Source organism: Microbacterium sp. 22179 (genome assembly GCF_052045715.1).
GTDB classification, from domain to species: Bacteria; Actinomycetota; Actinomycetes; order Actinomycetales; family Microbacteriaceae; genus Microbacterium; species Microbacterium galbinum.
This window is the reverse complement of record NZ_JBQEPJ010000004.1, coordinates 247918-273782: the sequence shown is the minus strand read 5'-3', so window position 1 is coordinate 273782 and position 25865 is coordinate 247918. Positions and strand designations below refer to the sequence as shown.

The following is a 25865-nucleotide window of genomic DNA, read 5'->3' as shown; positions in this document are numbered from 1 at the left end:
TGGGGCCCTTCGACAGGCTCAGGGACCCAGTTTTCGACTACGACTGGGTTGCTGAGCTTGTCGAAGCATCCCGCCCCGTCAAACCGCCGAGATCCCCCGCAGCAGCACCCGCACCGTCGCCTCGACCCGTTCGTCACTGAGCGGCCGGCCCAGCAGGGCGGCGTAGCTCGACATCGCGACGAACTGGTCCGCGATGACTTCCGCGTCGGCATCCGATCGCACCTCGCCGTCGGCGACCGCGAGCGCCAACCGCTCGCGCACCCACTGGCGGATCGGCGCGGCCAGACGTTCGTTCAACGCGAGCCCGAGCGCGGCATCCGACGCCGTCACGACGATCAGCGCCCGCGCGATCGCGACGCCCTCGGCGTCACCCAGCGACAGGCTCATGGCCGAGAACCAGGCGCGCAGGTCGGCCCCCAGATCAGAAGTGAACGGCACCGAGACCGCGGCGCCCGGCACCGACCCCTCGAGGAGCGCCTCGCCGAGGATCGCGGCCTTCGACGGCCACCACCGGTAGATGGTCTGCTTCGAGACCTCGGCGGCCTCGGCGAGCCCCTCGATCGTCACCGATTCATAGGCGCCCGTCGACACTGCGGCGCGCATCGCGTCCAGAACGGACCGGCGCGCTTTCTCACTGCGAGGACGGGGCACCATCAGAGGCTACTCGGGCGTACACTGATCCATAAGTAGACGCACCGTTGCGAAACTCGCAGGAACCCGAACAAGGAGCACGACATGGCCCTCACCGCCCACTCCACCATCGGCGAATGGCTCGACGACCCGACCGGCGGCCCGCTCATCCGCGGACTCTTCGAGCAGACCGGCGCCGACCCGTCGCTCCTCACCCCCGTGCTGGGCCTGCCGCTGCAGCAGCTCGTCGCAATGAGCCAGGGCGCGATGCCGCAGTCGGTGGTCGACGACCTCGTGCGCGCGGCCAACGGCGGCGTCGTGCCGATCGAGGAGGCCGAACCGGTCGTCGAGGCCGGCGCCCGGTTCGCCGGCAAGACCGTGATCGTCACGGGCGCGGCATCCGGCATCGGTCGCGCGACCGCCGAACGCATCGCCCGCGAAGGCGGTCGCGTGATCGCCAGCGACATCGCCGCCGAGAAACTCGACGCCCTCAAGGCCGACAACCCGGATGCCGACATCGTCACCGTCGCCGGCGACCTCACGAAGCAGGACGCGATCGACGCCGTCATCGCCGCCGCGGGCGACACGATCGACGGGCTCGCGAACGTCGCCGGCATCAACGACGACTTCTCTCCCGCCGGCGAGACCTCGGATGCCGTGTGGGACCGCGTCATCGCGATCAACCTCACCGCCCCCTTCAAGCTCATGCGCGCGGTGCTGCCGATCATGGAGAAGGCCGGCCGCGGGTCGATCCTCAACGTCTCGAGCGAGGCGGGTCTGCGCGGAAACGCCTCGGGCAACGCCTACACCGCCAGCAAGCACGGCATCATCGGCGTCACGAAGTCGGCGGCGTTCATGTACGGACCGAAGGGCATCCGCGTGAACTCGGTCGCTCCCGGCGGGGTGGCCACCGGCATCCCGATGCCCCCGCACATGTCGGAGTACGGCTCGGCCCGACTCTCCCCGTTCCAGCAGGCGATCCCGACCGTCGCGACCGCCGAGCAGCTCGCCGCATCCATCACCTTCCTGCTGTCGGACGACGGCGTGAACATCAACGGCGCGATCCTCGCCTCCGACGGCGGCTGGTCGGTGCAGTAGTCCTCTCGCCGCGCGCCGGAGTGCACCGATCGGTCAGTAGTGTCGGTTCTCGGCACGGAGAACCGACATTTCTGACCGATCAGTGCACTCGGGCCACGGCATCCGCCAGCACCCGGTCGATCCACGGCTCACGATCGAGGCCCGCGATCTCGGATGCCGTGAACCACCCGACCTCGACGATCTCCTCACCGTCGGGCTCGATCTTGTCGACCACCTCACACGCGTAGGCCGTCGTGACATACGCGACGCGATCACCGTTCGGGTACTCGACGACGAGCGACTCACCCCCGTAGGCACCGACGATCCCGGTGATGCGGATGCCGGCGCCGAGCTCTTCGCGCACCTCTCGCACAACGGCATCCGTCGGTTCCTCGCCGGGTTCAACTCCGCCGCCGATCAGGCTCCATTCGTCTGTCCCGGCGCTGCGCGCGAGCAGGAAGCGCTCGCCGTCACGGATCACGGCGGTGACGCCCGGGAGCATCAGCAGGTCGTGTCCGATGCGGTCGCGCATCGCACGGACGTAGTCGGAGATCACGAGCGCCCGAGTCGCTCCTCCGCCAGCGCCTGGCGGTGCGAGGTCAGCGCCGCGCGCACGGCCGTGTAGATCACGAACCACAGCACGAGCAGCCCGATCAGCACGATCGCGACGTAGATGAGCAGGCCGATGACGAAGGTCGGAGCGAACATGCCCCTACGCTAGGGCCGCGGGCCAGAGTGGGGCGATGTGCCGCACACGATCGGTGCGAAATGCTGGCTATCGACGCTCAGAACCGTCATTTCCGACCGGTCGGTGGCCACTGCGGCGACGAGACGTCACCCGCGCGCACGAGAGCGCACCGCCCAGGGGTGGTGACGGTGCGCTCTCGATCCTTGTCCGGGCGCGCGGACGCGACCGGAAGATTCGGATGCCGAGGATCAGTCCTGCATCGACACCCCGACGCGATCGCGGGGATGCCGCGCGTACGGGTCATCCGCGTCGGCGGGAGGCTCCTCGTCATGGATGAGGTGCTCGACCTGGCGGGCGGCGGCCGCGCCGCGGCCCGCGACGACGGCATCCGCTTCGGTGAAGTGTCCCGATCCGATCACCCCCGCCTCGCCTTCGATGCGGTTGAACCAGATTCCGTTGCGGTGAAACGTCACTATGTCGCCGGCAGCCATGCCCTATCTCTCCTTCGGTCTGCCCCCTTGTCTACGCGACGACACCGCCCCGCAGAACCCCCTTGCCGGATCCCTCGACGGCAGGTAACGGGACGGGAAAAATTCCTGCAATCTGCCGGACACAATGGCGATATATTGCCGACATAGGACTTCCCTAGGTTGCGATCAACCCGCATTCGCGACCCCGGCCACAAGCCACCCCCTGCACCACGACGACGTGACCGGTCGCCTTTCGTTCCTGCCTACCCGAAAGCACTCATGACCCGACTGACTCCTCCCCGACGTCGGCGGCTGCTCGCGACCACCATGGTCACCGCGCTGTTCGCCGGCTCCCTCCTCGCCACCGCCGTTCCGGCATCCGCCGCCGACGACCCGATCGACGGAGCCCGCACCTCGGGCGACGCCATGTTCCCCAACGTCGGCAACGGCGGATACGACGCCCTCGACTACGACATCGACATCGCGTGGAGCCCGACCGGCGTCGCGAACAACGTCATCACCGGTCAGTTCGACTCGGCATCCACCACCATGACGGCCCGCGCCCTCGCGCCGCTGCGCTCGTTCTCGCTCGACTTCGAGGGCCTGACCGTCGACAGCGTGTTCGTGAACGGCCAGCCCGCCACCTGGTCCCGTGACATCGACGCGGCAGCCATCAAGTACAAGCTCATCGTGACCCCGGCGACCCCCGTCACCGGCGAGTTCACCGTCACCGTGAACTACAGCGGCGTTCCGGTGTTCCACACCGACGCCGACGACAGCCAGGAAGGCTGGAGCGGAACGAACGACGGTGCGATGCTGCTGGGCCAGCCCATCGGCATGATGACCGGCTTCCCGCACAACAACACCCCCAGCGACAAGGCCACCTACACGATCACGGTGGATGCCCCGTCGACCCTCACCAACACCGCGGGAGTGAGCGCCCCGGGCGCTGTCGCCAGCAACGGCGAGCTGCAGTCGAAGGTCGTCAGCCAGTCGGGCGAGCGCACCACGTGGACCTGGCGCCAGCAGAAGCAGATGGCGTCGGAGCTCGTCGTCATCGGCATCGGCCGCTACGAGGTCGTCGAGGGCAGCATCACGCTGCTCGACGGTCGCACGATCCCGTCGTGGTCGTTCATCGACTTCGGTCTCAGCGACGCGAACAAGACCACGGTGCGCAACCGCATCACGCAGCTGCAGACCATCACCCAGAACCTCGAGCGCATCTACGGTCCCTACCCGGGCAACAGCACCGGCGTGATCGTGAAGACCGTTCCGAGCGCGATCAACTACGCGCTCGAGACGCAGGACCGCTCGTTCTTCCCGAGCGTGAACTCGGTCAACGGCAACACGCTCATCCACGAACTCGTGCACCAGTGGTACGGCAACAACGTCGCCCCGTCGACGTGGACCGATATCTGGATGGGCGAGGGCATGGCGACCTGGGGTCCGACGTACTACAACACGCTCGAGGGCTTCGGCGCAGGTACGACGCCCTCGGAGCAGACGTACTTCAACTCGTGGAACAACACCGCTCCGACCAGCGCCAACTGGAACATCGCACCGGGTGGTCAGACCGACTCGGCCAACCTCTACGGCTACCAGACCTACACGCGCAGCGCGCAGTTCTGGGCGGCGCTGCGGGTCGCGATCGGCGATGAGCCGTACTTCACCCTGATCAAGCAGTGGCAGGTCGACAACGCGGGCAAGAGCCTCGCCGGCGCCGACCTGAAGGCCCTGGCCGAGGAACTCTCGGGCTTCGACCTCACCGCCTTCTGGACCGACTGGATCCTCGAGCCCGGAAAGCCCGCCTGGCCCGACAAGTACTCGGTCGCGCTCAGCGGCGGCAGCCCCGAGGTCGCGCTCTACCCGGGCGAGACCGTGTCGTACACCGTCACGGCGCTCAACACCGGTCGCGTGCCGCTGGCCTCGTCGGTCGTGTCGGTCGACGTGAGCGCACTGCTCGCGAACGCCGACCTGGTTGTGCCCGAGGGCGCCACGCTCGACGGCACCACGCTCAGCTGGCCGATCCCGGTCGGCACGGCGGTCGGCACGAGCGCGTCGCTCACCATCGACGCGACGATCAGCGAGGAATCGGCCGGCGGCTCGTTCGCGCTGGCCGTGAAGCCCCTCACCCTCGGTGGAAGCTGCTCCGAGACGTGCGCGGTCGACACCTCGGTCGCCGAGATCGTCGTCCCGACCGAGCTGCCCACCATCACGGGTAAGGCCGTCGTCGGCGAGACGCTGACCGCGACCTCCGAGGGCTGGCCCGCGGGCACCGAGCTCACCTACGAGTGGGCGATCGACGGCGTTCCGGTCGAGGTTCCCGCGGAGGACGAGGAGGAGCCGGTCGACGAGCCCGCCGGGCTGATGGCCGCTCGCGCCGTCGATGCCGGACCGAGCTTCGTGATCCCGGCATCCGCTCTCGGCGCCCGCATCACGGTCACGGTCACGGGCACCCTCGAGGGCTTCCGCAGCGGATCGGTCACGAGCGAGGCGACCGTCGCGGTCGCCGCGGCCGAGGTTCCCGGCGGAGGCGAAGACCCCGACAACGGCGGCGGCACCGGCGGTGGCACGGGTGGTGGCGGAGCCGTCACCCCCGACGGCTCGGGCGAACTCAGCCAGACCGGGGGCGAACTGCCCACGGCACTCGGCCTGCTGGCCCTCGTGCTGCTCGTCGGCGGAGGCATGTTCGTTGCCGCTCGGCGCCGCAAGCTCGAGGTCTGATCGAGGTCTGATCGGCTGACGCACGCGAGCGCCCGTCCCCGGGATTCCGGGGGCGGGCGCTCTCGCGTGCGGTCGGCGGGCGGTGGTGAGGGGTCAAGACACGCCGTAGACGGATGCCGCGGCACGGCGTGTTGTGACCCCTCGGCGTCTTGGACGGGGCCCTTCGACAAGCTCAGGAACCCAGTTGCAGGTGCGGCCGAGGAACCCGGGTCGCTGAGCCTGTCGAAGCGTCCCGCCCCGCGAGAGATCAGCGCCCCGCGACGGCGGCCGAGCGGATGCCGGAGACGATGAGCGCGAGGCCGGCGGCGAAGTCGTCGTCCGGGCTGGCGTCCGGGGAGGCGAGTCGCACGGGCGAGAGGTCGACGGAGGCATCCGCGGCCCCGATGACAGCCGCGTGTACCCGCTGCTGCTCGTGGAACGTGAACCCGATCACGTAGTGCACCAGGGTGTCGGCGGCGACCACGGCCGCGGCATCCGTGAGCCCCGCGGCGAGCGCCGCCTCGACGAGCCGCTGCCGAGCGGGCAGGTCGAGCAGCCCGAGCGCGAGCGAACTCGATACGACCTCGGCGCCGTCGCGGTGGGCGAGGAGGCGATCGCGCAGCGCGGTGGCCGTGGCGGTGAGGTCGGCGGCGTCCGATTCGGCATCCGATTCGGCATCCGATTCGGCATCCGATTCGCCGGTGACGATGCGGGCGCTGACCGCGGCCAGGAGCGCCTGCTTGTTCGGGAAGTGCCAGTACAGCGCGCTCACCTGCACGTCGAGTTCGTCGGCGATGCGGCGCATCGAGAGCCCGGCGATGCCGTTCTCGGCGAGAACGCTCATGGCCGCGTCGACGACGTCGGGCTTGTTGCGCCTCGGGGCGGGCTGATCTGCGGATGCCGCGTTCATGGTGCTACTGTACCGAACAGTGTTCAGGTGAACAGTGTTCAGGAGGAACTTCCCATGTCAGCATCCGCCGTCTCCCCGCGCTCCGCTCTGGTGCTCGCCGACCTCGTTCCCGGCGCACGGGTGCGGGATATCGCGCTCACGCTCGCCGGCACCGCGTTCATCACGGTTGCCGGGTATATCGCGATCCCGCTGCCATTCACGCCCGTGCCGCTGTCGCTCGCGACGTTCGCCGTGCTGCTGACGGGCGCCTCGCTCGGACCCCTGCGCGGCAGCGCGAGCGCGCTCCTCTACCTGGCGCTCGGCGTGATCGGCGTGCCGCTGTTCGCCGGCGGCAATGCGGGCTGGGCGTTCTCGTCGTTCGGATACATCGTCGGCTACGTGGTCGCCGCCCTGCTGGTCGGCACTCTGGCACGCCGCCGAGCCGACCGTTCCGTGCTCTCGACGCTCGGACTCGCGGGCCTCGGCTCGCTCGCGATCTACGCGTGCGGTGTGCCGTGGCTCTCGGCCTTCGCCGGGGTCGACATCCCCACCGCGATCGGCCTCGGGGTCGTGCCGTTCCTCATCGGCGACGCGATCAAGATCGTCGCGATGGCCGGACTCCTCCCCGCCACCTGGCGCCTGATCGATCGCACCCGCCGCGACTGAGTCGGCCCGGCACATGCATCGATCGGTGCAGGATGTCGGTTCTGCCGCCGGATAACCGACATTTCGCACCGATCGGTGCGGTGGTGACTCCTAGACTCGGCGGCATGACGAACTCCCCCGCCCCCCACGTGCGTCCGAACCGGATCACCCTGCCCGCGCTCGCGCCGACGCTGTTCGTCGTCGCCGCGCTGTTCCTGCCGATCGGCGCGTTCCTCGGCACGATCAACGCGGATCGCGACGCCGACTGGGCGATCTTCCAGACACAGCTCGGCACCGTCATCTTCTGGTTCGGAGCGGCGTCGCTGTTCATCGGACTGCTGCTCGTCGGCATCCGCTCGATCGCGCAGCAGCACCTCGACTTCGCGTTGCGGGCGCAGCGCCTGCAACGGCCCGAGTGACGCACGACGGCGGTTCATGACTCCGGAAGAATGTGCACGAAGGGCCCCGAATCCACCGATTGGGGGCCCTTCGGCGTCGAAAGTCCGGAGTGACGCACGACGACTCGCCCGCACCCCGTACCCAACTCAGGAAAAGTCGACCAAATCGGCCCGAGAACCCCCCGTTCCGGCCCGATTCGGCCAGTTCTTCCTGAGTTGGGTACAGTGCCGCCCGGCCTCACGCCACGTCGAGCACCCAGGTCACCCCGAACCGGTCGGTGAGCATGCCGAATCCGGCCGACCAGGCCGACGCGGCGAGCGGCTCGACGATGGTCGCGCCCACGGCGAGCGCCTCCCAGTACCCGGTGAGCTCGTCGAGCGACGAGGCCCGCAGCGACTGGAAGAACGGACGGTCGGTGATCGTGACACCGTTCTCCCGACGGGTGACCCCGGCCGAAGTATCCGTCGCTCCGGGGATGTCATAGGCCATCAGTGCGATCGCGCCGCCGGCGATCTGCCCGAAGACGACCTTGTCGGCACCGGGCACGTCGGCCGGCATGCCGAAGTCCCCGTAGGTCGCGGCCGTGACGGTGCCGCCGAAGACCTCGGCGTAGAAGTCGAGCGCCGCGCGTGCGGTGCCGGCGAAGTTGAGGTGGGTCGTGGTGGTGACGGTCATGATTCCTCCTGTGAGAGATGAGCCGAGCGGATGCCCGTACGACCACTCTCTCGACAGAAGAGGTCAGTTTCGGTCCGCTTCTCGGAGCACAATGGAGACATGGCCGGAAGCTCGTCTCGGATGCTCGCGCTCCTCTCTCTTCTGCAGACGCAGCGCGATTGGCCCGGCGCCGTGCTCGCCGAGCGTCTCGAGGTGAGCCCGCGCACGGTGCGCCGCGACGTCGACCGGCTCCGCGATCTCGGTTACCGGATCGGCGCGATCAAGGGACCCGACGGCGGGTACCGGCTCGCCGCCGGCTCCGAGCTCCCTCCCCTCCTCTTCGACGACGAGCAGGCCGTCGCCGTCGCGGTCGCCCTGCAGAGCATCCCGGCGAGCGGGATCGACATCGACGAGGGAGCCGAGCGGGCGCTCGCGACGGTGCGTCAGGTCATGCCGTCGCGCTTGCGGCATCGGATCGACGGCATCCGCTTCCAGGGATCGACGGCCGCCGACCGCGTCGACCCCGCCACCCTCGAAGCGGTGACGGCCGCGGTGCGCGACCGGCACGTGCTGCGCTTCGACTACGGGGCGACCGAATCGGATGCCCCGCGCCGCCGCGTCGAGCCGCATGATGTCGTGTCGCGCCAGGGTCGCTGGTACCTGATCGCGTGGGATCTCGACCGCGACGACTGGCGCATCTTCCGCCTCGACCGCCTGCACCCGCGCATCCCGACGGGCCCGGCCTTCACCCCGCGCCCGCTACCCGGCGGCGTCGACGCCCGCAGCTTCCTCGCGGCGCGGTCGAAGGGATCGGATGCCGCCGACCGCTGGCCCTGCATCGGCACCGTCCTGATCGACCTGCCCGCCCGCGAGATCACCCCGTACCTCGACGACGGCGATCTCGAGCAGCTCCCCGACGGACGCTGCCGCCTCACACTCGGCTCCTGGTCGTGGACCGGTCTGGTCGCCTCGGTCGCCCGCTTCGACGCCCCCTTCGCGATCGAGGGACCCGCGGCGTTCGCCGAGGCATCCGCCGCCCTCTCGGCACGCCTGGCCGCGGCATCCTCCCCCTCACGACACCCGGCCGGCCACCCGACCGCGCCCCGGTAGACTGGCACTGCCCCGCCGGCCCCTTCCTCTTGGAGTGTGCGTGACCACCGCCCCTGCACCTGCCCGCAAGCACGTCCCCGACTCCGTCTCGAACGCGATCGCGACGCCCGAGAAGGAGCAGCCCTACGCGGCGCTCGGACTCAAGCCCGACGAGTACGCGAAGATCCGCGAGATCCTCGGACGCCGCCCCACCTCGGGCGAGCTGGCGATGTACTCGGTCATGTGGTCGGAGCACTGCTCGTACAAGAGCAGCAAGAACTACCTGCGCCGCTTCGGCCAGAAGGTCTCCGACGAGATGAAGGAACGCCTCATGGTGGGCATGGGCCAGAACGCGGGCGTCATCGACGTCGGCGAGGGCTGGGCCGTCACCTTCAAGGCCGAGAGCCACAACCACCCGAGCTTCATCGAGCCCTTCCAGGGCGCGGCAACCGGCGTCGGCGGCATCGTGCGCGACATCATCTCGATGGGCGCCCGCCCGGTGGCGGTCATGGACGCCCTGCGCTTCGGTGCGATCGACCACCCCGACACCGCCCGCGTCGTGCACGGCGTGACCAGCGGCATCAGCTTCTACGGCAACTGCCTCGGCCTGCCGAACATCGGCGGCGAGACGGTCTTCGACTCGGTCTACCAGGCCAATCCGCTCGTCAACGCGCTCGCGGTGGGCGTGCTCCGCCACGAGGACCTCAAGCTCGCCAACGCGACCGGCGTCGGCAACAAGGTCGTGCTGTTCGGCGCCCGCACGGGTGGCGACGGCATCGGCGGCGCGAGCATCCTCGCCTCCGACACGTTCGCCGACGGCGGCCCGACCAAGCGCCCCGCGGTGCAGGTCGGCGACCCCTTCGCCGAGAAGGTGCTCATCGAGTGCTGCCTCGAGCTCTACCGCGGCGAACTCGTCGAGGCGATCCAGGACCTCGGCGCCGCGGGCATCTCGTGCGCGACCAGTGAGCTCGCCGCCAACGGCAACAGCGGCATGAAGGTGTCGCTCGACAACGTGCTGCTGCGCGACCCCTCGCTGACCGCCGAAGAGATCCTCATGTCGGAGTCGCAGGAGCGCATGATGGCGATCGTCGCGCCCGAGAAGCTCGACGCCTTCCTCGCCGTGGTGAACAAGTGGGAGGTCGAGACCTCCGTGCTCGGCGAGGTCACCGGCGACGGACGCCTGGTCATCGACTGGCAGGGCGAGCGCATCGTCGACGTCGACCCCTCGACGGTCGCGGTCGACGGCCCGGTCTACGACCGCCCGGTCGCCTACCCGACGTGGATCGACGCACTGCAGGCGGATGCCGCCGAGCTGCTGCCCCGCGCGAACGACGCCGACACCCTGCGCGAGCAGTTCCTCGCGCTGGTGGGCTCGCCGAACCTGGCCGACACGAGCTGGATCACCAACCAGTACGACTACTACGTGCTCGGCAACACGGCCCTGAGCTTCCCCGACGACGCCGGCATGATCCGCGTCGACGAGGAGTCGGGACTCGGATTCTCGATCTCCACCGACGCCAACGGCCGCTACTGCCAGCTCGACCCCTACGCGGGTGCGCAGCTCGCGCTGGCCGAGGCGTACCGCAACGTCGCCGTCACCGGCGCCGTGCCCACCGCGATCACCGACTGCCTCAACTTCGGTTCTCCCGAGAACCCCGAGGTCATGTGGCAGTTCGGCCAGACGGTCGACGGCCTCGCCGACGGATGCTTCGAACTGGGCACCCCGGTCACCGGCGGCAACGTCTCGTTCTACAACCAGACCGGCGACGTGCCGATCCACCCGACCCCGCTCGTGGGCGTGCTCGGCATCATCGACGACGTCTCGCGTCGTATCCCCTCGGGATGGCAGGACGAGGGCCAGAACATCTACCTGCTCGGCACCACCTCGACCGAGCTCTCGGGTTCGGCGTGGGCCGAGGTCGTGCACCAGCACCTCGGCGGCTTGCCTCCGAAGGTCGACCTCGCGGGCGAGAAGCGCCTCGCGGGCCTGCTCGCCGCCGCGCGCGACGAGTGGCTGATCTCGTCGGCGCACGACGTCTCCGAGGGTGGCCTCGGCCAGGCCCTCGCCGAGGGGGTCATGCGCTTCGGCGTCGGCGCCCGCGTGTGGCTCACCGAGATCATCGACCGCGACGGTGTGGATGCGGCATCCGCCCTGTTCTCCGAGTCGACCGGTCGCGTCATCGTGACCGTGCCGCGCGAGGACGACGTGAAGTTCCGCGGACTCTGCGAGGGACGCGGCTACCCGGTCATGCGCATCGGTGTGACCGACAGCGAGCCGCAGCTCGAGGTGCAGGACGTCTTCACGATCCCGGTCGCCGAGCTTCGCGAGCGCTCGGCCGCCACGCTGCCGTCGTACTTCGGTCCGACCGTCACCGAACAGGTTTCCTGATGAGCGACCTCAGCCGGCGCGAGCCGAATGAGCCGGCCCGGCGCGAGAGCGTCCGTCCCGAGCTCAGCGAGGACTACGGCGACCTCGGCGAGCGCCGCAATCGGCGCATCCGCATCGTGTCGTGGGTCGTCATCGTCGCGCTCATCCTCGGCGGTGGCGGCGCGACGGTGCTCACGCTGATCCTCGGCTGACTCCGCGGGTATAGCCTCGCGCCTGCTTTGGATTTGCATCCCATCTCACCAGTAGGACAGGATGCAGGTTGTGCACCCCTCCGCGTCGCGTCCATCAGAGACCTCGGCCGGCCGCACATGGATCTCGCACTTCGAAAGAGACGAGCAAGGCACGGCGTCGCTATTGATAGATAGCCTCGAGATCCATGAGCACACTAATACGCTCAACGCCCTCCGCGAGGAGCTGCTTCGGGTCTTGGCAGACGTCGGATCGCAACCCGCAGTGCTGATCGCAATCAGATCGCTTGAGGACCTCCCCCCAATCGACGAACACGCTAAGCACGTTGCGTATCGCACGTTTCAACCAGGATCTGTCTTCCCACCCCTGCCGGGCAGCGAAGCAGACATCGGAGCACTCAGTCGAGACCTGGTAAATTCCTACCCTGACACTTTTCTGTCGCCAGAATTAGACCTGGCAGAGCTGAAGCGTCGCGAAGTTAGGACCATATACCTAGTCTCTGACTACAGCGGCAGCGGCAAGCAGGCGCTGCGCTTCGCCGAGACATTCTTGAGCAACCCAACAATTGCAAGTTGGATCTCGTATAAACTCGTGCGCATTCGCGTCCTGACATACGCCGCAAGCCTCACTGCCGCCTCACTGTTTGAGAATAGCAAGCATGTTGATTTCAGATCGCTGCAAACCGCAAAATCCGCGGAAGGTGCGAACTGGAGTCAAGCGCAGCGCCGTGCGATCGAGCACCTCTGCACAAAGTATGCCGACCCTGCTCGAGACGATGCGCTCGGGTATAAGAGAAGCTTCGGCCTCCATCTTTCAAATTTTCGCGTGCCTAACAACTTACCGCAGATCTTGATTAGAGGAGCCGGGACTTCATGGCCAGGTCTATTTGCCAACCGGGCACTGCCAGTCGGTTTTTACAATGAACTTCCGTCTTATCACCCATCAGATTCCTTGACGCAGACATTGCGCAATTTGGGCGCGAGTGATATAGCCGACCGGATAGACAAGAGCCGCCGCCCCGTCCCCGGTTTGCGCGCCCTCGCGGCACTTCATTTACTTGATTACAACCTCTCTGAGGCGCACGTATTTGGTTTGCTCGAGATGTCGGAAGAGAATCTACACAAGCTCAAGGCGTCATTACTTTCATTGGAGCTGATCACGATCGACAATCGCGTGACTCGACTCGGGCGACACGAGCTGTCGCTCGCTCGACGACGAGCCAGCCCGCGCACCTACCGCGAACCCTCCGGCGGCCTGGTAGATTATGTACCGACTCAGCTGAGGTGAGCGGCATGGGACACCTAGTGATGAAGCTGACCACAATGGTCAGCTCTGGTGCCGATACGGTATCGGGTTGCAGCACTCTGCAGCCGTTGGGCAAACATGCGATTCGGAGGCAACGGGGTGGATCCGCACTCCGAAGCCTCAAAGCGCGAATCCACCCCGTCCCCTCCGGGGAGAGTTCGAAGTAGATGTCAAATGCACCTCACCTCAGCCGAGCCCTTGCTACACATCGCGGCCTGGATGCGAACTCTGCCTCCGCATACGTTCGGCGTCTTGAGATTCTTCGCGCAGCCGGTTCTCCGGCGCTACTAACACTTAATCATCTTGCTCTAAGCGCGAACGCGGACTGGGCTGACCTTCGAAATACTGTGCGACGCACGGGCTCGCCCTACCGCCCTATTCGTATTCGAAAGAACAGCGGCGGATATCGCAACTTACTCTCTCCGAATGACGAGCTGCGCAAGGTGCAGAGGTGGGTGTTAGATAACATCCTTGTTCACTCACCAAGACACCCAGACAGCTTCGCCTACTTCGAGAAAGTTACAACTCGCGAGTGCGCTGAGCGGCACGTTGGAGCCACTTGGATGCTGAAGACGGATCTTCACGACTTCTTCCCGTCCGTGACAGAGCGTCAGGTATACCGTGTATTTGCAGAACTCGGATATTCTCCACTGCTCGCGTTCGAACTCGCTCGCTTATGCACGTGGCCAAGTCAGCGCTCACCGGCTACCTGGTTGAATCCGAACGATTCACGTCCATATGCAAGAACCGTCGAAGGCGTTCTGCCGCAGGGCGCGCCGACCAGCGGCGCTCTTGCGAACGCTGTAAGCCGTCGCCTAGACAAGAGTCTCTCTGGTCTCGCTTTGCAACATGGGCTTGTGTACACGCGATACTCTGATGACCTTACACTCTCGGGGAGCGGCGAATTCTCACGCAAATACGCTGCTGCTCTGGTCCCTAAAGTTCGCGCACTAGTGGAACGCTGCGGTTTCAACCTTCATCAGAAGAAAACCAGGATCATTCCGCCGGGCGCGCGCAAGGTCGTACTCGGTATAGTGGTCAATGAAACTGGTCTGGGCATTATGTCCGAACAAAAACGGCGTGTCGATCTTTACATCCATAGCGTCGCAAAATATGGACCGGCCGAATTTGCCAGACATCGAAAGTTTGACTCAGCGCTCGCGATGATAAATCATGTCGAGGGCTGGCTTGCATATCTGTCTCACATCGATGCCACCTGGACACGAACTCGTTCTGCGAAGTGGTCTGAAGCGCTCGAGTCCCACCAAGTGTTCTCGTCGGCTTTGGCCTGATCGGACTCGGCGCCGCTTTCGGGATCAGCTCTGCGCTCACACTAGATCGCACGCCTAGTGAGAATTGATGGCGGTCGAGGTCACAAGAAGTCGCAACGCGCTTGGCGAGGTGGAATGCGCCACGGCGGCGGGAGTTCGCGCGCCGCGGACGACGCTCGACGACCTCGCGATAACCCTCAGCGCCCGAACAGGAACCGCGTCAACCGCACGACGCCCTCGGAGTCTCGCTGTTCGCGAGCCAATGACTCGACGATGATGGCACCGAAGATCGCCCGGCCGATCTGCGCGACGGGGGCATCCTCGGCCAACTGGCCGTCGCGGATGCCGGCGCGCAGCCGCGAGCCGAGATGCTCCTCGACGCCCAGACTCTCGCCGAGGTGCTGACCGACTCCGGCATCCTCGGTCGCCGCCGCGACCAGCGACCGCAGCAACACGTCGCCCTGGGGTTCATCGAGGATCGCGAGCACGCTGCGCAACCACGCCTCGACGTCGGCGGAGAGGTCGCCCGTGTACGGCACGACGAAGTCGACGGGGACGAGGCGCCCCTCGACGAGGCAGTCGCCGATCAGGGCTCCGCGCGACGGCCACCACCGGTAGATGGTCTGCTTGCCGACCCCGGCCTCTTTCGCGATGCCCTCGATCGTGAGCCGGTCGTAGCCCTGATTGTGGAACAGCCGGGCGGTGGCGTCGAGGATCGCCTCGCGCGCTGCGGTGCTGCGCACGGGTCCGCTTCGATGCTCGTTCGCCATCCATTCAGGATAGCCACAGATCTCTAGACGAGACGTGCCGTATGCTCAACGAGTCTGAAGGAGATCGTCTTGGCCTCACTGCTTTTCCGTCTGGGTTCTTTCGCTGCGCGCAAGGCGTGGACGGTGGTCATCTCGTGGGTCGTGATCCTCGGCCTCGGGGTCGGCGCGTTCCTCACGCTCGGCGGCACGCTGAGCAACAGCTTCGACATCCCCGGCACCGCCTCGGGCGAGGTCATCGACGAGCTCGCCGACAAGCTGCCCGACACCGCCGGAGGCACGGGCACCGTGGTCTACCAGACCGAGAACGGCGAGCCCTTCACCGACGAGCAGAAGAAGGAGATCTCGGCGCTCGCGGCGAGCGCCGAAGACCTCGACGGCGTCGCCCGGGTCATCGACCCCTTCGACGCCCAGCAGCAGCAGGCCGACCAGGAGCAGGAGCTCACCGACGGCGCCGCGCAGATCGCCGACGGCCGCACACAGCTGGATGCCGGTCAGGCCCAGCTCGACAGCGGACGCACCCAGCTCGAAGACGGCATCGCACAGATCGACGCCGGCATCGCCCAGGCCCAGGCGGCCGGAGCCCCGGCACAGCAGATCACCGTGCTCGAGGGGCAGAAGGCCGCGCTCACCTCTCAGCTCGCGGCCCTCGACGCCCAGCAGCAGACGATCGACCAGAACCGTGACGACCTCGACGCCAACGCCGAGCAGCTCGACCTCGGCACCACCCTCCTCGATCTCACGGACGGCATCGGCGTCGTCTCGGACGACGGCTCGACCGCCATCGTCAACGTCTCGTTCGTCGACCCGCGCCTCGAACTCTCCGAAGAGGTCAAGCAGGGAACGATCTCGCACTTCGACGACACCGCCGTCGAGGGCACCACGGTCGGCTTCGGCACCGACATCGCCCAGGGCGTTCCCGAGATCTTCGGCATCGGCGAGGCGATCGGACTCGCCTTCGCGGCGGTCGTGCTCATCGTCATGCTCGGCTCGCTGATCGGCGCGGCACTCCCCATCATCACCGCGATCGTGGGTGTGGGCGTCGGCGTGACGTCGTCGCTGGCCTTCTCGGGCGTCGTCGACATGGCATCCGTCACCCCCGTGCTGGGCGTGATGCTGGGCCTTGCCGTCGGCATCGACTACTCGCTCTTCATCGTCAACCGCCACCGCAAGCAGCTGCTCGCCGGATCCCCCGTGCGCGAGTCGATCGGGCTCGCCACCGGAACCTCGGGCACCGCGGTCGTCTTCGCGGGCGCGACCGTGATCGTCGCGCTGCTCGCCCTCAACGTCACGGGCGTGCCGTTCCTCGGCCTCATGGGCACCGTCGGTGCGGTGTGCGTCGCGGTCGCCGTGCTCGTCGCGATCACCCTCGCCCCCGCGATCCTCGGCCTCGTCGGCGACCGTCTGCTCGGCAAGAAGGCCCGCGCGACCGTCGGCAAGCCGCACGCCACCGGCAAGCCCGTAAAGCGCATGTCGACGCTGCGCGCCGTCGTCACCGTGCTCGTCAGCATCGTGGGCCTGCTCATCATCGCCATCCCCTCGATGTCGATGCGCCTCGGCCTGCCTGACGGCGGCAGCGAGCCCAGCGACTCCACCAGTTACCGCGCCTTCCACGCCGTGAACGAGCAGTTCGGCGAGGGCGCCAACGGACCGCTGCTCGTGACGGCCACCCTCGACGAGGCGGTCAGCGACGACGACCTGCTCGCCACGCAGGTGGAGGTCGCGCAGAAGCTCGCCGATCAGGACGACGTGGTCGCCGTCGCGCCCGTTGCGACCTCCGACGACAACACGCTCCTCGCCTTCCAGGTGCTGCCGGCCGAAGGCCCCAACAGCGCGTCGACGGAGCAGCTCGTGCAGAGCATCCGTTCGCTGCCCGAACTCGACGGCGGCATCACGCTCGGCGTCGCCGGTCAGGCGGCCGTCAACATCGACATCTCCGAGGCACTCGCCGGAGTCCTGCCGCTGTACCTCGTGGTCGTCGTCGGACTGTCGCTGCTGATCATGATCGTCGTGTTCCGCTCGCTGCTCGTGCCGATCATCGCCACCGGAGGCTTCGTGCTGTCGCTCTTCGCGACGTACGGTCTGATCGTGGCGGTGTTCCAGTTCGGCTGGGGCGCCGAGATCATCGGGCTGCACAGCACCGGACCGATCCTCAGCTTCCTGCCGGTGATCCTCGTCGGCATCCTGTTCGGCCTCGCGATGGACTATCAACTCTTCCTCGCCTCCGGCATGCGCGAGGCGTACGTGCACGGGGCGTCGGCCCGGGATGCCGTGGCGCAGGGCTTCCGCGCCGGCCGCTCGGTCGTGATCGCCGCCGCCCTCATCATGGTGTCGGTGTTCGGCGGGTTCATCTTCTCGGAGTCGACGATCATCCGCTCGATCGGCTTCGGCCTCGCATTCGGTGTGCTGCTCGACGCGTTCGTCGTGCGGATGCTGCTCATGCCCGCGCTCATGCACCTGCTCGGGAAGTCGGCCTGGTGGCTGCCGCGTTGGCTCGACCGCCTGCTGCCCAACGTCGACATGGAGGGTGCCGCGCTCGAGCGCGACCACCCCGCCGTGCACACCGACAGCATCCCGACGGTCGAGACGCCCGAGCCGAAGACGCGCGCCGAGCGCAAGCGGCGGGGCTGAGCCCTTCCCTTCCCCTCCCCGCCCTTCCCTTCCCTTCCCTTCCCCGCGAGGGGTCAAGACACGCCGCACGCCGACCCGCTGACGCGGCGTGTCTTGACCCCTCACCATCCTGTGGTTCCGCGCTCCTTTCGTGAGGGGTCAAGACACGCCGCACGCAGGCACGGTCGCAGGGCGTGTCTTGACTCCTCACGCCGCGCCCGGCGCGCCCCGCAGTAGGGTGGCCGCATGGAGGAGGACGACGGTCGGCTGCGCGCTCTGCTCACGGCCATGCGTGCGCAGGCGGATGCCCGTGTCCGGGCGACCGCGGCGATCCTCACCGAACTCACGCACGACCGCGAAGGCTCGAACGACGACGACGAGCACGACCCCGAGGGGGTCACGCTGTCGTCGGAGTGGTCGCGGCTGACCGGGCTCGCGGAGGCCGCGGCATCCGAACTCCAGCAGGTCGACGACGCGCTCGCCCGCATGGATGCCGGCACCTACGGCGTGTGCCTGAACTGCGTCCGACCGATCCCGGCCGCCCGGCTCGAGGTGCGTCCGTTCGCCGAGTACTGCGTCGCCTGCGCCGAGAAGCTCGGGCACTGACAACTCCGGCGCGCGGGGCTAGCATTCCGAGCATGCCCATCGCACTCGAGAACGTCGGCATCGCCGTGCGCGACATCGACGCCACCATCGCCTTCTTCACCGACCTCGGCCTGGAGGTCGTCGGCCGCGACACCGTCAGCGGCGACTGGGCCGACACGGCGGTGGGGCTCGACGGCAACCATGCGCGCATCGCGATGCTGCAGACGCCCGACGGCCACGGCCGACTCGAGCTGTTCGAGTACATCCATCCCGACGCGATCGAGACCGAGCCGACCCTCCCGAACGAGATCGGGATGCACCGGGTCGCCTTCTCGGTCGACGACATCGACGCATCCCTCGAGATCGCCGCCCGTCACGGCTGCCACCCGCTGCGCGGGGTCGCGAACTACCAGGACGTCTATCGCCTCGCCTACGTGCGCGGCCCGAGCGGCATCATCGTGATGCTCGCGCAGGAGCTCACTCGCGGCTGATCCCGAGCGAGAGCAGCGCGTCAGTCGCGGCGGGAGGCCAGACGGATGCCGTCCCACAGCCGAGAGAGACGCTCGACCATGTCGACCTCGGGGTCGAGGAGCCACTGCACCTGGAGCCCGTCGGCGGCGGCGAGCACGATGTCGACCGCGATCTTCGGGTCGAGCGTCGCCCCGAGCTCCCCGGACTTCTGGGCGCGGTCGATCACGCCCGTGAGCACGCCGCGCGCCCACGCGTAGCGTTCGACGAAGTACTCGTGTGCGGGATGCCCCACCATCGTGGCCTCGGCCGAGAACTCGACGAAGAGTCGCACGAGACCGGGGACCGAGACGTTGTGCTCGATGATCGACAGGAACCCGGCGAACGTGGGGTCGGGGTCCATGAACTCGCCGAGGTCGCGCTCGTCGCGGGCGCGAAGAACCTCCATGTAGAGCTCTTCGCGCGAGCCGAAGTAGTGCATGAGCCCGGGCTGGGTCAGACCGACCCGCGCGGCGATCTCTCGATTCGACGCCTTGCGATAACCGACCTCCGCCACCACGTCGAGCGCGACCTGCAGGATCTCCTCCCGCTTCGCCACACCCTTCGCGTACCTTCCCCGCGCCACCATGCGCACATTCTAGATTCGAATGCCACCGAGAAACCGATTTCCTGCGCCTGCCGTCATCGAAGAGGGCGCCTCACGACCTCACGGCCACGACCGCGGCTAGCACGGCGACCGTCGCGGTCATCTGCTCGCTCGGTACCGGGAGCTCACCGGTGTCGAGCATGCGCACGAAGGCCTCGACACCGGGACGCACGTAGTCGGACCCGACGACGATCTCACGGCTCTCCGTCCCGCCGCTCCCGACGGCGGTCACGCGGAACGGCACCGACACCTCACCCTCCGGGCGCACGAAATCGAGCGTCACCCCCACCCCGCCGACGGTGTATCGGGCGCGCACGCGCCCCGGGGAGTGCTCCACCTCGACCTCTTCGGGCACCCCGGGAACCAGGCGCTGGGCGAGATCGGCGAGATGGATGCCGTAGAAGAAGAGGCCGCCGTAGGGTCCGTCGGGATCGGCCGGTCCGGTGATCGCGAGGCTCTGCACCTCCCCGATCGAGGAGAGCGCGGCGGCGACGGCATCCGTGTCGTGCAGCCAGCGCAGCGTCGACGACGACGTGACGGGCGTCGACCCGGCGGCGGCGAGGATCGCGTCGGCATCGGCGACCGAGAGCGCGAGCGGCTTGTCGATCCACACCGGCACGCCCGCCTCGAGGAAGGGCACGGCGAGCGAGCGATGCGTCGACCCGTCGCGAGTGGCCACGATCAGGGCGTCGACCTCGCCGATCAGGTCGGTGGATGCCGTCACGATGCGCTCGATGCCGCCGAGCTCGGCGAGCCGCTCCGTGCGGTCGGCCGCACCGGCGACGAGGGCCGTGATCCGGGCATCCTCGACGCCGTCGACGTTGAGCGCGCGCACGATCCCATCGACGTGGGTGTTCTCGATGCCGACGATGCCGATGCGGTGCGCTGCCATGCCTCCATCCTCTCGAAGACGGGCCTCGGCGGTGTCGCCGCACGCCAGTAGGCTGGGCACATCATGCAACCGTTGCTGGACTTCGCGGGCGACTACTGGTGGCTCATCTTCCCGATCATGGGCATGGCCGGAGGCGCTGCGAAGGCGTGGGAGCGTTCGGCCAAGCGCCGCCATGAGCGCCGGATCGAGACCCTCCGCATGAAGGCGCAGCTCAAAACCGCGCAGATCGAGGCGCGAGCACTGAGCCAGAAACCGCGGGGCCAGCGCACGACGGTCGTCGACACCACGGCATCCCCCGTTCCGAACGATCTGCTCGCGCGCCTGCTCGCCGAGCACGACGAGATCACCGCGCGCTGGCTCGACTACGAGCTCGACGTCGCGAAGCTCATCGCCTTCCCCGCCATGAGCGATGGGCGCCAGCCCCTCACGGCCGCGTTCCTGCGCGCGAAGCGCACCGCCGACGCACTGCGCCCGGCCTCGGCCGAGGCCAAGGTCACCGAGCAGCAGGTGTCGGAGTACCTCGACGCGGTGGGGGCGTACGCCGTCGCGTTCGAGATCGCCGAGAAGGATGCCCGGCGTCTGCGCGATTCGACCTTCACCGACGCCGAGCGAAAGCGCCTCGATCGCGCGCAGCAGCTGCTCAAGGTCGCGGTCGACGAGTCGGCCACGCAGGCCGAGCGCAACGTCGCCTACAAGCGCGTGCGCGAAGAGCTCGACGGTCTCATCCTGCTGTCGGACGACGCCGTGCAGGTGCTCGAGAAGCAGGTCGCGCGAGAGATCGCGGCTCCCGCCGCAGCTGCCTCTGCGCCGAGTGCGGAGTCGAGCCCGGAGACGGCTTCGACTCCCGAGCCCGAGCGGATGCCGCTGCGGCGCACCGACGAGCAGTCGTGAAGGCCGAGAACCTCACCGGCCCGATCTGCGTGCACGCCGAGGCGCCGGTCTGGTCGACATCGTGGGGCGGCGTCCGCTGGGTCGACGGCGACGCCGCCGACCTCGTGACGCTGCGCGACGACGGCATCCATCGCCTCCACCTCGATGACACGTATGCGGCGTTCGTGCGCCCGCGCGTCGGCGGCGGATTCGTCGCCCTCGGTGCGCGCTCGCTGCACCTCTCGGATTCGCCAGACGGACCGGCGCGCGTCGCCGCGACCTTCGACCTCGGCGATGCGCGCTTCAACGACGGCACGGTCGACCCGCACGGGCGGCTGCTCGCCGGGTCGATGGCTCTCGGCGACGCCGGAGCCGCGGGGCGGATGCTGCGGATCGGCGGCGACCTCGACACCACCACGGTGCTGTCGAGCGTGACCGTCTCGAACGGTGTGGCCTTCGCCCCCGGCGGATCCCGGGCCTACTACGTCGACACGGTCACGCAGCGGGTCGACGTGTTCGACGTGGTCGAGGGCGAACTGCGCGGGCGGCGAGGGTTCGTGACGATCCCCGAGGAGCAGGGGTCGCCCGACGGGTTGACCGTCGCCGCCGACGGGTCGGTGTGGGTCGCGCTCTGGGGTGGTTCGGCGGTGCGGGGCTACGCGCCCGACGGTTCTCTGATCGCTCGGATCGACCTGCCCGTCCCCCAGGTGAGCGCGTGCACGTTCGGCGGAGACGACCTCGGCACGCTCTTCATCACGACCTCGGCCCAGGGGCTGGGGGCAGACCACGGCACCGAGGCGGGCTCACTGTTCGCCGTGCAGCCCGGCGTGAGCGGGGTGCCCGTGGCGGCGTTCGCCGGCTGACGGGTCTCTCGGCACCGGGTTTCTCGGGGCGGGACGCTTCGACAGGCTCAGCGCCCCAGTCAGAAGCTGGCTCAGCGCCCCAGTCAGAAGCGGGCTCAGCGCCCCAGTCAGAAGCTGGGTTCCTGAGCCTGTCGAAGGGCCCCTGACCCAGCGACCTCGTCGTTGTGCGCGGCATCCGCTCGGCACCCGTTCGGGAGGAGAACTCACGCAACGGAGGAGAAAAACAGCGGATTCCTCCGCCTAACGCGGAGATCTCCTCCCGAACGTGCGGAGATCTCTTCCCGAACGTGCACCGACACGCGCCGAAGGGCCAGCGACCCGGGGTCCCGTGAGGGGTCAAGACACGCCGTGCCGCGGCATCCGCCTGCGGCGTGTCTTGACCCCTCAGCGTGAGGAACTGGGACGCGGCTCAGCCGGCGTACGCCGGGTTCACGATCGGCACCGATTCCCCGGCGAGGAAGCGGATCACGTTCTCGGCAGCGTGCACGGGCAGGTCGGCGAGCGCCTCGGGTGAGAACCACGCCGCATGCGGGCTGAGCAGCACCTGTTCGAGGTCTCGCAGCGGGGAATCTGCGGCCAGCGGCTCACCGTCGAAGACGTCGAGCGCGGCCGCGCCCAAGTGCCCGGAGCGCAGCGCATCGGCCAGCGCTCGCTCGTCGATGAGCGGTCCGCGGCACGTGTTGACGATCACGGCTCCGGGCTTCATCGTCGCGATCGACTCAGCGTCGATCAGGTGCCGGGTCGCCTCGGTGAGCGGCACGTGCAGGGTGAGGATGTCGGCCTGCGCCACGGCATCCGGGATCTCGACGGGCTCGCACCCGGCCGAGCGGATGCCGTCGGCGGACGCGTACGGGTCGGCGACGAGCACCCGGAAACCGAGCGCCCGGCATCCGCGGGCCACGATCGATCCGATGCGGCCGAAGCCGAGCACCGACACCGTGGTCGTCGACGGACGCACGGCGAGGGGCCGGGCGTCCACCGCTTTCCAGGTGCCGGCTCGCACCGCGCGGTCGTAGGCCGGCAGCCCCCGCGCCTGGGTCATGATCATCGCGATGGTGTGCGCGGCGACCTCCTCGATGCAGTAGCTCGGGGTGTTGGCGACCGCGATGCCGCGCGCGGTGGCCGCTTCGACGTCGATCATGTCGTAACCAATGCCGACGCGGCTGATGATGCGCAGGTTCGGCATCCGATCGAGCACCTCGGCCGTGATCGGGGCCCACTGCACGACGAGCCCTGTGGCATCCGCCCCGAGAGTTGCGAGGTCGTCGGACGCCGGGGACGCTGCCCGTCCGGCGCGGAGGTCGGCTGCGCGGAGGGTGTCTTCGATGACGGTTCCGGGGAGGTCGCAGTCACTGACGAGGATGAACGGCGTTGTCATGAGTGCGATGCTATAGCATCTAGCACTCAGTCCTCCGCGTCGTACAGGCTCAGCACGTGGTCGGCGGCGAAGGCGCTGAGCTGCTCGGCCACCCCGCGGATGTCGTCGCGCGCGTAGTGCGTGCGCTCCCAACTCGCGTACAGCGCGCACTGCATCGGGATGCCGCGGTGGTGCAGCGGCTTCGACACCAACCCGAAGCGCGGCGGCTCGACGACCACGCAGGGCCCGTGGCCGGCGGCCGACCGGGCCTGGATGATCGGGGCATCCGCTCCGAAACTCGCCATCTCGACCGACCACGCCTCGCTCTCGGCCGCGCGTTGGATCTGCGTCCACGCGGCCGATCCGGTGCCCGAGGTGAGGAAGGGGCCGGCCAGCAGATCCTCCAGTTCGAGAAGATCCCCGGCTGCGAGCGGATGCGACGCCGGCAGCTGGCAGTAGAGGGGCAGGTTCATGATGCGGATGCTGCTGAGCCGCGAGTCCGGCGGACTCGTCGTCACGGCGAGATCGGCCCCGGAGCGCAGCCGGTCGTAGGTCTCGACCGGCGTCGCGACCACGACGTCGGAGATGGGTCCGCCGCCCGCGATGAACGGCGCGAGCACGAGCACGCTCGTCATCTCGGGGGCTGCGGCGACGAAGGAGCGCTCCTTGAGCACGATGCCGCTCATCACCTCGCGCGCTCGCCGGCCCCGGCGCACGAGGTCGCGCGCCATCGGCTCGAGACGGTCGCCGGCGTAGGTCGCGACCATGCCCTGCGGCATCCGTCGGAACAGGGATGCCCCCACCTGGCGCTCGAGCGAGGCGATCTGCCGCGATACCGTCGGTTGCGTCCTGATCAGGCGTTCTGCCGCGAGACTGACCGACCCGGTGTCGAGCACCGCGACGAATGCCTCGAGTTCGCGTTCCCCGTACATACGTAAACCGTATACCTCACCCCGTTTTCTTCATTGGACGAGCATGGGGTGATCACCGCAGGATGGGCAGAACCCGAACTTCCCCCTCCTTCCCCGAGACAGAGAGCCCTCCCGATGGCTGCTTCCCGCACTGATATCAGTTCTGCCCGGCAACGACGCTCGATGGTGGGTGCCTTCGTCGGCACCGCGATCGAGTGGTACGACTTCTACATCTTCGGCACGGCCGCCGCCCTCGTCTTCGGCCGCGTCTTCTACCCCGACGTCGCACCCGGCGCCGCGCTGCTCGCCTCGTTCGCCACCTTCTGGGTCGGCTTCCTGATGCGCCCGGTCGGCGGACTCGTCTTCGGCCACTTCGGCGACAAGTTCGGGCGCAAGAACGTGCTCGTGCTCACGCTCATCCTGATGGGGACCGCCACCACGCTGATCGGCCTCCTGCCCACCTACGCCCAGATCGGCATCCTCGCGCCGATCCTGCTCGTCGTGCTGCGCGGCCTGCAGGGCTTCGCGGTCGGCGGCGAGTGGGGCGGCGCCGTGCTGCTGTCGACCGAGAACGCCACGGCCAAGAAGAAGGGCCTCGCCGGAGCCTGGGTGCAGCAGGGCTCGCCCGCCGGATCCATCCTCGCGACCGTGATGTTCCTCATCGTGGGCCTGCTGCCCGACGAGCAGTTCATCACCTGGGGTTGGCGCATCCCGTTCCTCGTGTCGGCGATCCTCGTGATCGTGGGCCTCGTCATCCGCGTGAAGGTCGAGGAGTCGCCCGACTTCGAAGCGGCGAAGCAGTCGAAGGAGGTCGTGAGCGCCCCGGTGCTCGTGGCGATCCGCACCGCGCCGCTGCTGATCGGGCTCGGCATGCTCGCGTCGGTCATGGGCATCTCGAACGCCTACTTCTCGAACACGTTCCTGCTCGCCTGGACCACCGGATCCCTGGGCATCGAGCGGCAGCTCATGCTCAACATCCTGCTCGGCATGGCGATCCTGCAGTTCATCTGGCAGCCGATCGCCGCCAAGATCGCCGAGAGGTTCGGCATCGCCCGGGTGATGCTCGCGGGCCTCATCCTCAGCGTCGTGCTCACGGTGCCGTACTTCCTCGCCATCCAGGCCGCCTCCCCCCTGTGGATCACGGTCACCCTCTACGCCACGATCATCGGCAGCACCGCCTACTACGCGCTGCTCGCGACGCTGCTCGCCTCGGCGTTCCCGGCCCGCATCCGTTACTCCGGCGTCTCGCTGGCCTACCAGCTGTGCGCGACCGTCTTCGGCGGATCGACCCCGCTGGTGGCCCAGTGGATCCTCAACTCGACCGGCGGCAGCGTGTGGGGTGTGGCCGTGTTCTACGCGGTGATGATCCTCATCACGATCGCCGGTGTCTGGGGACTCCAGCGACGCATCGCCCGATCGGTCGAGGCCGAGACCGCGGCCACGGCCACGGCATCCGTGGCCTGAGGGCAGCCCCGGCCCGACCGGCATCCGTCCCGCC

26 protein-coding genes are annotated in these 25865 nt (G+C 68.2%); 15 read left to right on the top strand and 11 right to left on the bottom strand.

Annotated features, from left to right (window positions below; translation table 11 throughout):
- Nucleotides 1-78: 78 nt before the first annotated feature.
- Complete coding sequence (locus tag ACTJKK_RS11230; protein WP_440748046.1) at nucleotides 79-603, bottom strand: TetR/AcrR family transcriptional regulator; 525 nt, start codon at nucleotides 601-603, stop codon at nucleotides 79-81.
- A gap of 132 nt (nucleotides 604-735) precedes the next feature.
- Between ACTJKK_RS11230 and ACTJKK_RS11225 the strand changes: the two genes are divergently transcribed.
- On the top strand, nucleotides 736-1728 hold the full coding sequence (locus tag ACTJKK_RS11225; protein WP_440748045.1) for an SDR family NAD(P)-dependent oxidoreductase: 993 nt from the start codon (nucleotides 736-738) through the stop codon (nucleotides 1726-1728).
- 79 nt (nucleotides 1729-1807) lie between these two features.
- Here ACTJKK_RS11225 and ACTJKK_RS11220 read toward each other — a convergent pair whose 3' ends face one another.
- The 3 genes from ACTJKK_RS11220 to ACTJKK_RS11210 form a co-directional block, all read right to left on the bottom strand.
- Nucleotides 1808-2263, bottom strand: coding sequence for an NUDIX domain-containing protein (locus tag ACTJKK_RS11220; RefSeq protein ID WP_440748044.1), 456 nt, complete (start codon nucleotides 2261-2263; stop codon nucleotides 1808-1810).
- Nucleotides 2260-2415 carry a hypothetical protein gene (locus tag ACTJKK_RS11215; RefSeq protein ID WP_247623834.1) on the bottom strand — a complete coding sequence of 52 codons (156 nt, stop codon included), beginning with the start codon at nucleotides 2413-2415 and terminating at the stop codon, nucleotides 2260-2262. The genes ACTJKK_RS11220 and ACTJKK_RS11215 overlap by 4 nt, the downstream gene beginning before the upstream one ends.
- A 228-nt stretch (nucleotides 2416-2643) precedes the next feature.
- The gene (locus tag ACTJKK_RS11210; RefSeq protein WP_440748043.1) at nucleotides 2644-2886 is read right to left on the bottom strand and encodes a DUF2188 domain-containing protein; all 243 of its coding nucleotides are present in this window, start codon (nucleotides 2884-2886) and stop codon (nucleotides 2644-2646) included.
- Nucleotides 2887-3144: 258 nt separating this feature from the next.
- On the opposite strand from ACTJKK_RS11210, the gene ACTJKK_RS11205 reads away from it, so the two are divergent.
- On the top strand, nucleotides 3145-5589 hold the full coding sequence (locus ACTJKK_RS11205; RefSeq protein ID WP_440748042.1) for a M1 family metallopeptidase: 2445 nt from the start codon (nucleotides 3145-3147) through the stop codon (nucleotides 5587-5589).
- Between the two features lie 247 nt (nucleotides 5590-5836).
- On the opposite strand, the gene ACTJKK_RS11200 is transcribed toward ACTJKK_RS11205, so the two are convergent.
- A complete protein-coding gene (locus ACTJKK_RS11200) occupies nucleotides 5837-6478 on the bottom strand; it encodes a TetR family transcriptional regulator (protein ID WP_440748041.1) in 642 nt (213 codons plus the stop codon).
- 54 nt (nucleotides 6479-6532) lie between these two features.
- Between ACTJKK_RS11200 and ACTJKK_RS11195 the strand changes: the two genes are divergently transcribed.
- Together ACTJKK_RS11195 and ACTJKK_RS11190 are read left to right on the top strand one after the other, a co-directional pair.
- Nucleotides 6533-7123, top strand: coding sequence for a biotin transporter BioY (locus tag ACTJKK_RS11195; protein WP_440748040.1), 591 nt, complete (start codon nucleotides 6533-6535; stop codon nucleotides 7121-7123).
- A 104-nt stretch (nucleotides 7124-7227) separates the two neighbouring features.
- The gene (locus ACTJKK_RS11190) at nucleotides 7228-7521 is read left to right on the top strand and encodes a hypothetical protein (protein WP_247633247.1); all 294 of its coding nucleotides are present in this window, start codon (nucleotides 7228-7230) and stop codon (nucleotides 7519-7521) included.
- Nucleotides 7522-7738: 217 nt separating this feature from the next.
- Here the strand turns inward: ACTJKK_RS11190 and ACTJKK_RS11185 are convergent, their stop codons facing one another.
- Nucleotides 7739-8176, bottom strand: a complete 438-nt coding sequence (locus ACTJKK_RS11185; RefSeq protein WP_440748039.1) for a VOC family protein — start codon at nucleotides 8174-8176, stop codon at nucleotides 7739-7741.
- 99 nt (nucleotides 8177-8275) lie between these two features.
- Between ACTJKK_RS11185 and ACTJKK_RS11180 the strand changes: the two genes are divergently transcribed.
- From ACTJKK_RS11180 to ACTJKK_RS11160, 5 genes are all read left to right on the top strand, one after another.
- A complete protein-coding gene (locus tag ACTJKK_RS11180) occupies nucleotides 8276-9265 on the top strand; it encodes a helix-turn-helix transcriptional regulator (protein ID WP_440748038.1) in 990 nt (329 codons plus the stop codon).
- Nucleotides 9266-9305: 40 nt separating this feature from the next.
- Nucleotides 9306-11633, top strand: a complete 2328-nt coding sequence (gene purL / locus ACTJKK_RS11175; protein WP_440748037.1) for a phosphoribosylformylglycinamidine synthase subunit PurL — start codon at nucleotides 9306-9308, stop codon at nucleotides 11631-11633.
- Nucleotides 11633-11824, top strand: coding sequence for a hypothetical protein (locus tag ACTJKK_RS11170; protein ID WP_440748036.1), 192 nt, complete (start codon nucleotides 11633-11635; stop codon nucleotides 11822-11824). Before purL ends, ACTJKK_RS11170 begins: the two co-directional genes overlap by 1 nt.
- A 61-nt stretch (nucleotides 11825-11885) precedes the next feature.
- Nucleotides 11886-13109, top strand: coding sequence for a phosphoribosyltransferase-like protein (locus ACTJKK_RS11165; protein ID WP_440748035.1), 1224 nt, complete (start codon nucleotides 11886-11888; stop codon nucleotides 13107-13109).
- 185 nt (nucleotides 13110-13294) lie between these two features.
- Nucleotides 13295-14419: a reverse transcriptase family protein gene (locus ACTJKK_RS11160; RefSeq protein ID WP_440748034.1), complete on the top strand. Its 1125-nt coding sequence runs from the start codon at nucleotides 13295-13297 to the stop codon at nucleotides 14417-14419.
- A 176-nt stretch (nucleotides 14420-14595) separates the two neighbouring features.
- Here ACTJKK_RS11160 and ACTJKK_RS11155 read toward each other — a convergent pair whose 3' ends face one another.
- The gene (locus ACTJKK_RS11155) at nucleotides 14596-15168 is read right to left on the bottom strand and encodes a TetR/AcrR family transcriptional regulator (RefSeq protein WP_440748033.1); all 573 of its coding nucleotides are present in this window, start codon (nucleotides 15166-15168) and stop codon (nucleotides 14596-14598) included.
- Nucleotides 15169-15237: 69 nt separating this feature from the next.
- Between ACTJKK_RS11155 and ACTJKK_RS11150 the strand changes: the two genes are divergently transcribed.
- The 3 genes from ACTJKK_RS11150 to ACTJKK_RS11140 all read left to right on the top strand — a co-directional run bounded on the left by ACTJKK_RS11150 (nucleotide 15238) and on the right by ACTJKK_RS11140 (nucleotide 18851).
- Nucleotides 15238-17796 (top strand): MMPL family transporter, encoded by a 2559-nt coding sequence (locus ACTJKK_RS11150; RefSeq protein WP_440748032.1) that lies wholly within the window; start codon nucleotides 15238-15240, stop codon nucleotides 17794-17796.
- A gap of 225 nt (nucleotides 17797-18021) precedes the next feature.
- Nucleotides 18022-18381 carry a TraR/DksA family transcriptional regulator gene (locus tag ACTJKK_RS11145; protein ID WP_440748031.1) on the top strand — a complete coding sequence of 120 codons (360 nt, stop codon included), beginning with the start codon at nucleotides 18022-18024 and terminating at the stop codon, nucleotides 18379-18381.
- A 32-nt stretch (nucleotides 18382-18413) separates the two neighbouring features.
- On the top strand, nucleotides 18414-18851 hold the full coding sequence (locus tag ACTJKK_RS11140; RefSeq protein WP_440748030.1) for a VOC family protein: 438 nt from the start codon (nucleotides 18414-18416) through the stop codon (nucleotides 18849-18851).
- 20 nt (nucleotides 18852-18871) lie between these two features.
- On the opposite strand, the gene ACTJKK_RS11135 is transcribed toward ACTJKK_RS11140, so the two are convergent.
- Entirely contained in the window at nucleotides 18872-19456 is a 585-nt protein-coding gene (locus ACTJKK_RS11135) for a TetR/AcrR family transcriptional regulator (RefSeq protein WP_247623848.1), read from the bottom strand.
- Between the two features lie 70 nt (nucleotides 19457-19526).
- Nucleotides 19527-20366, bottom strand: coding sequence for a Gfo/Idh/MocA family oxidoreductase (locus tag ACTJKK_RS11130; protein WP_440748029.1), 840 nt, complete (start codon nucleotides 20364-20366; stop codon nucleotides 19527-19529).
- 63 nt (nucleotides 20367-20429) lie between these two features.
- Between ACTJKK_RS11130 and ACTJKK_RS11125 the strand changes: the two genes are divergently transcribed.
- Both ACTJKK_RS11125 and ACTJKK_RS11120 read left to right on the top strand, forming a co-directional pair.
- On the top strand, nucleotides 20430-21257 hold the full coding sequence (locus ACTJKK_RS11125; RefSeq protein WP_440748028.1) for a hypothetical protein: 828 nt from the start codon (nucleotides 20430-20432) through the stop codon (nucleotides 21255-21257).
- Nucleotides 21254-22099 (top strand): SMP-30/gluconolactonase/LRE family protein, encoded by an 846-nt coding sequence (locus ACTJKK_RS11120; RefSeq protein ID WP_440748027.1) that lies wholly within the window; start codon nucleotides 21254-21256, stop codon nucleotides 22097-22099. The genes ACTJKK_RS11125 and ACTJKK_RS11120 overlap by 4 nt, the downstream gene beginning before the upstream one ends.
- A gap of 409 nt (nucleotides 22100-22508) precedes the next feature.
- Here ACTJKK_RS11120 and ACTJKK_RS11115 read toward each other — a convergent pair whose 3' ends face one another.
- Both ACTJKK_RS11115 and ACTJKK_RS11110 read right to left on the bottom strand, forming a co-directional pair.
- Entirely contained in the window at nucleotides 22509-23477 is a 969-nt protein-coding gene (locus ACTJKK_RS11115; protein WP_440748026.1) for a C-terminal binding protein, read from the bottom strand.
- A gap of 26 nt (nucleotides 23478-23503) precedes the next feature.
- Complete coding sequence (locus ACTJKK_RS11110; protein WP_440748025.1) at nucleotides 23504-24388, bottom strand: LysR family transcriptional regulator; 885 nt, start codon at nucleotides 24386-24388, stop codon at nucleotides 23504-23506.
- A 162-nt stretch (nucleotides 24389-24550) separates the two neighbouring features.
- Between ACTJKK_RS11110 and ACTJKK_RS11105 the strand changes: the two genes are divergently transcribed.
- Complete coding sequence (locus tag ACTJKK_RS11105; RefSeq protein ID WP_440748024.1) at nucleotides 24551-25831, top strand: MFS transporter; 1281 nt, start codon at nucleotides 24551-24553, stop codon at nucleotides 25829-25831.
- Nucleotides 25832-25865: the final 34 nt, after the last annotated feature.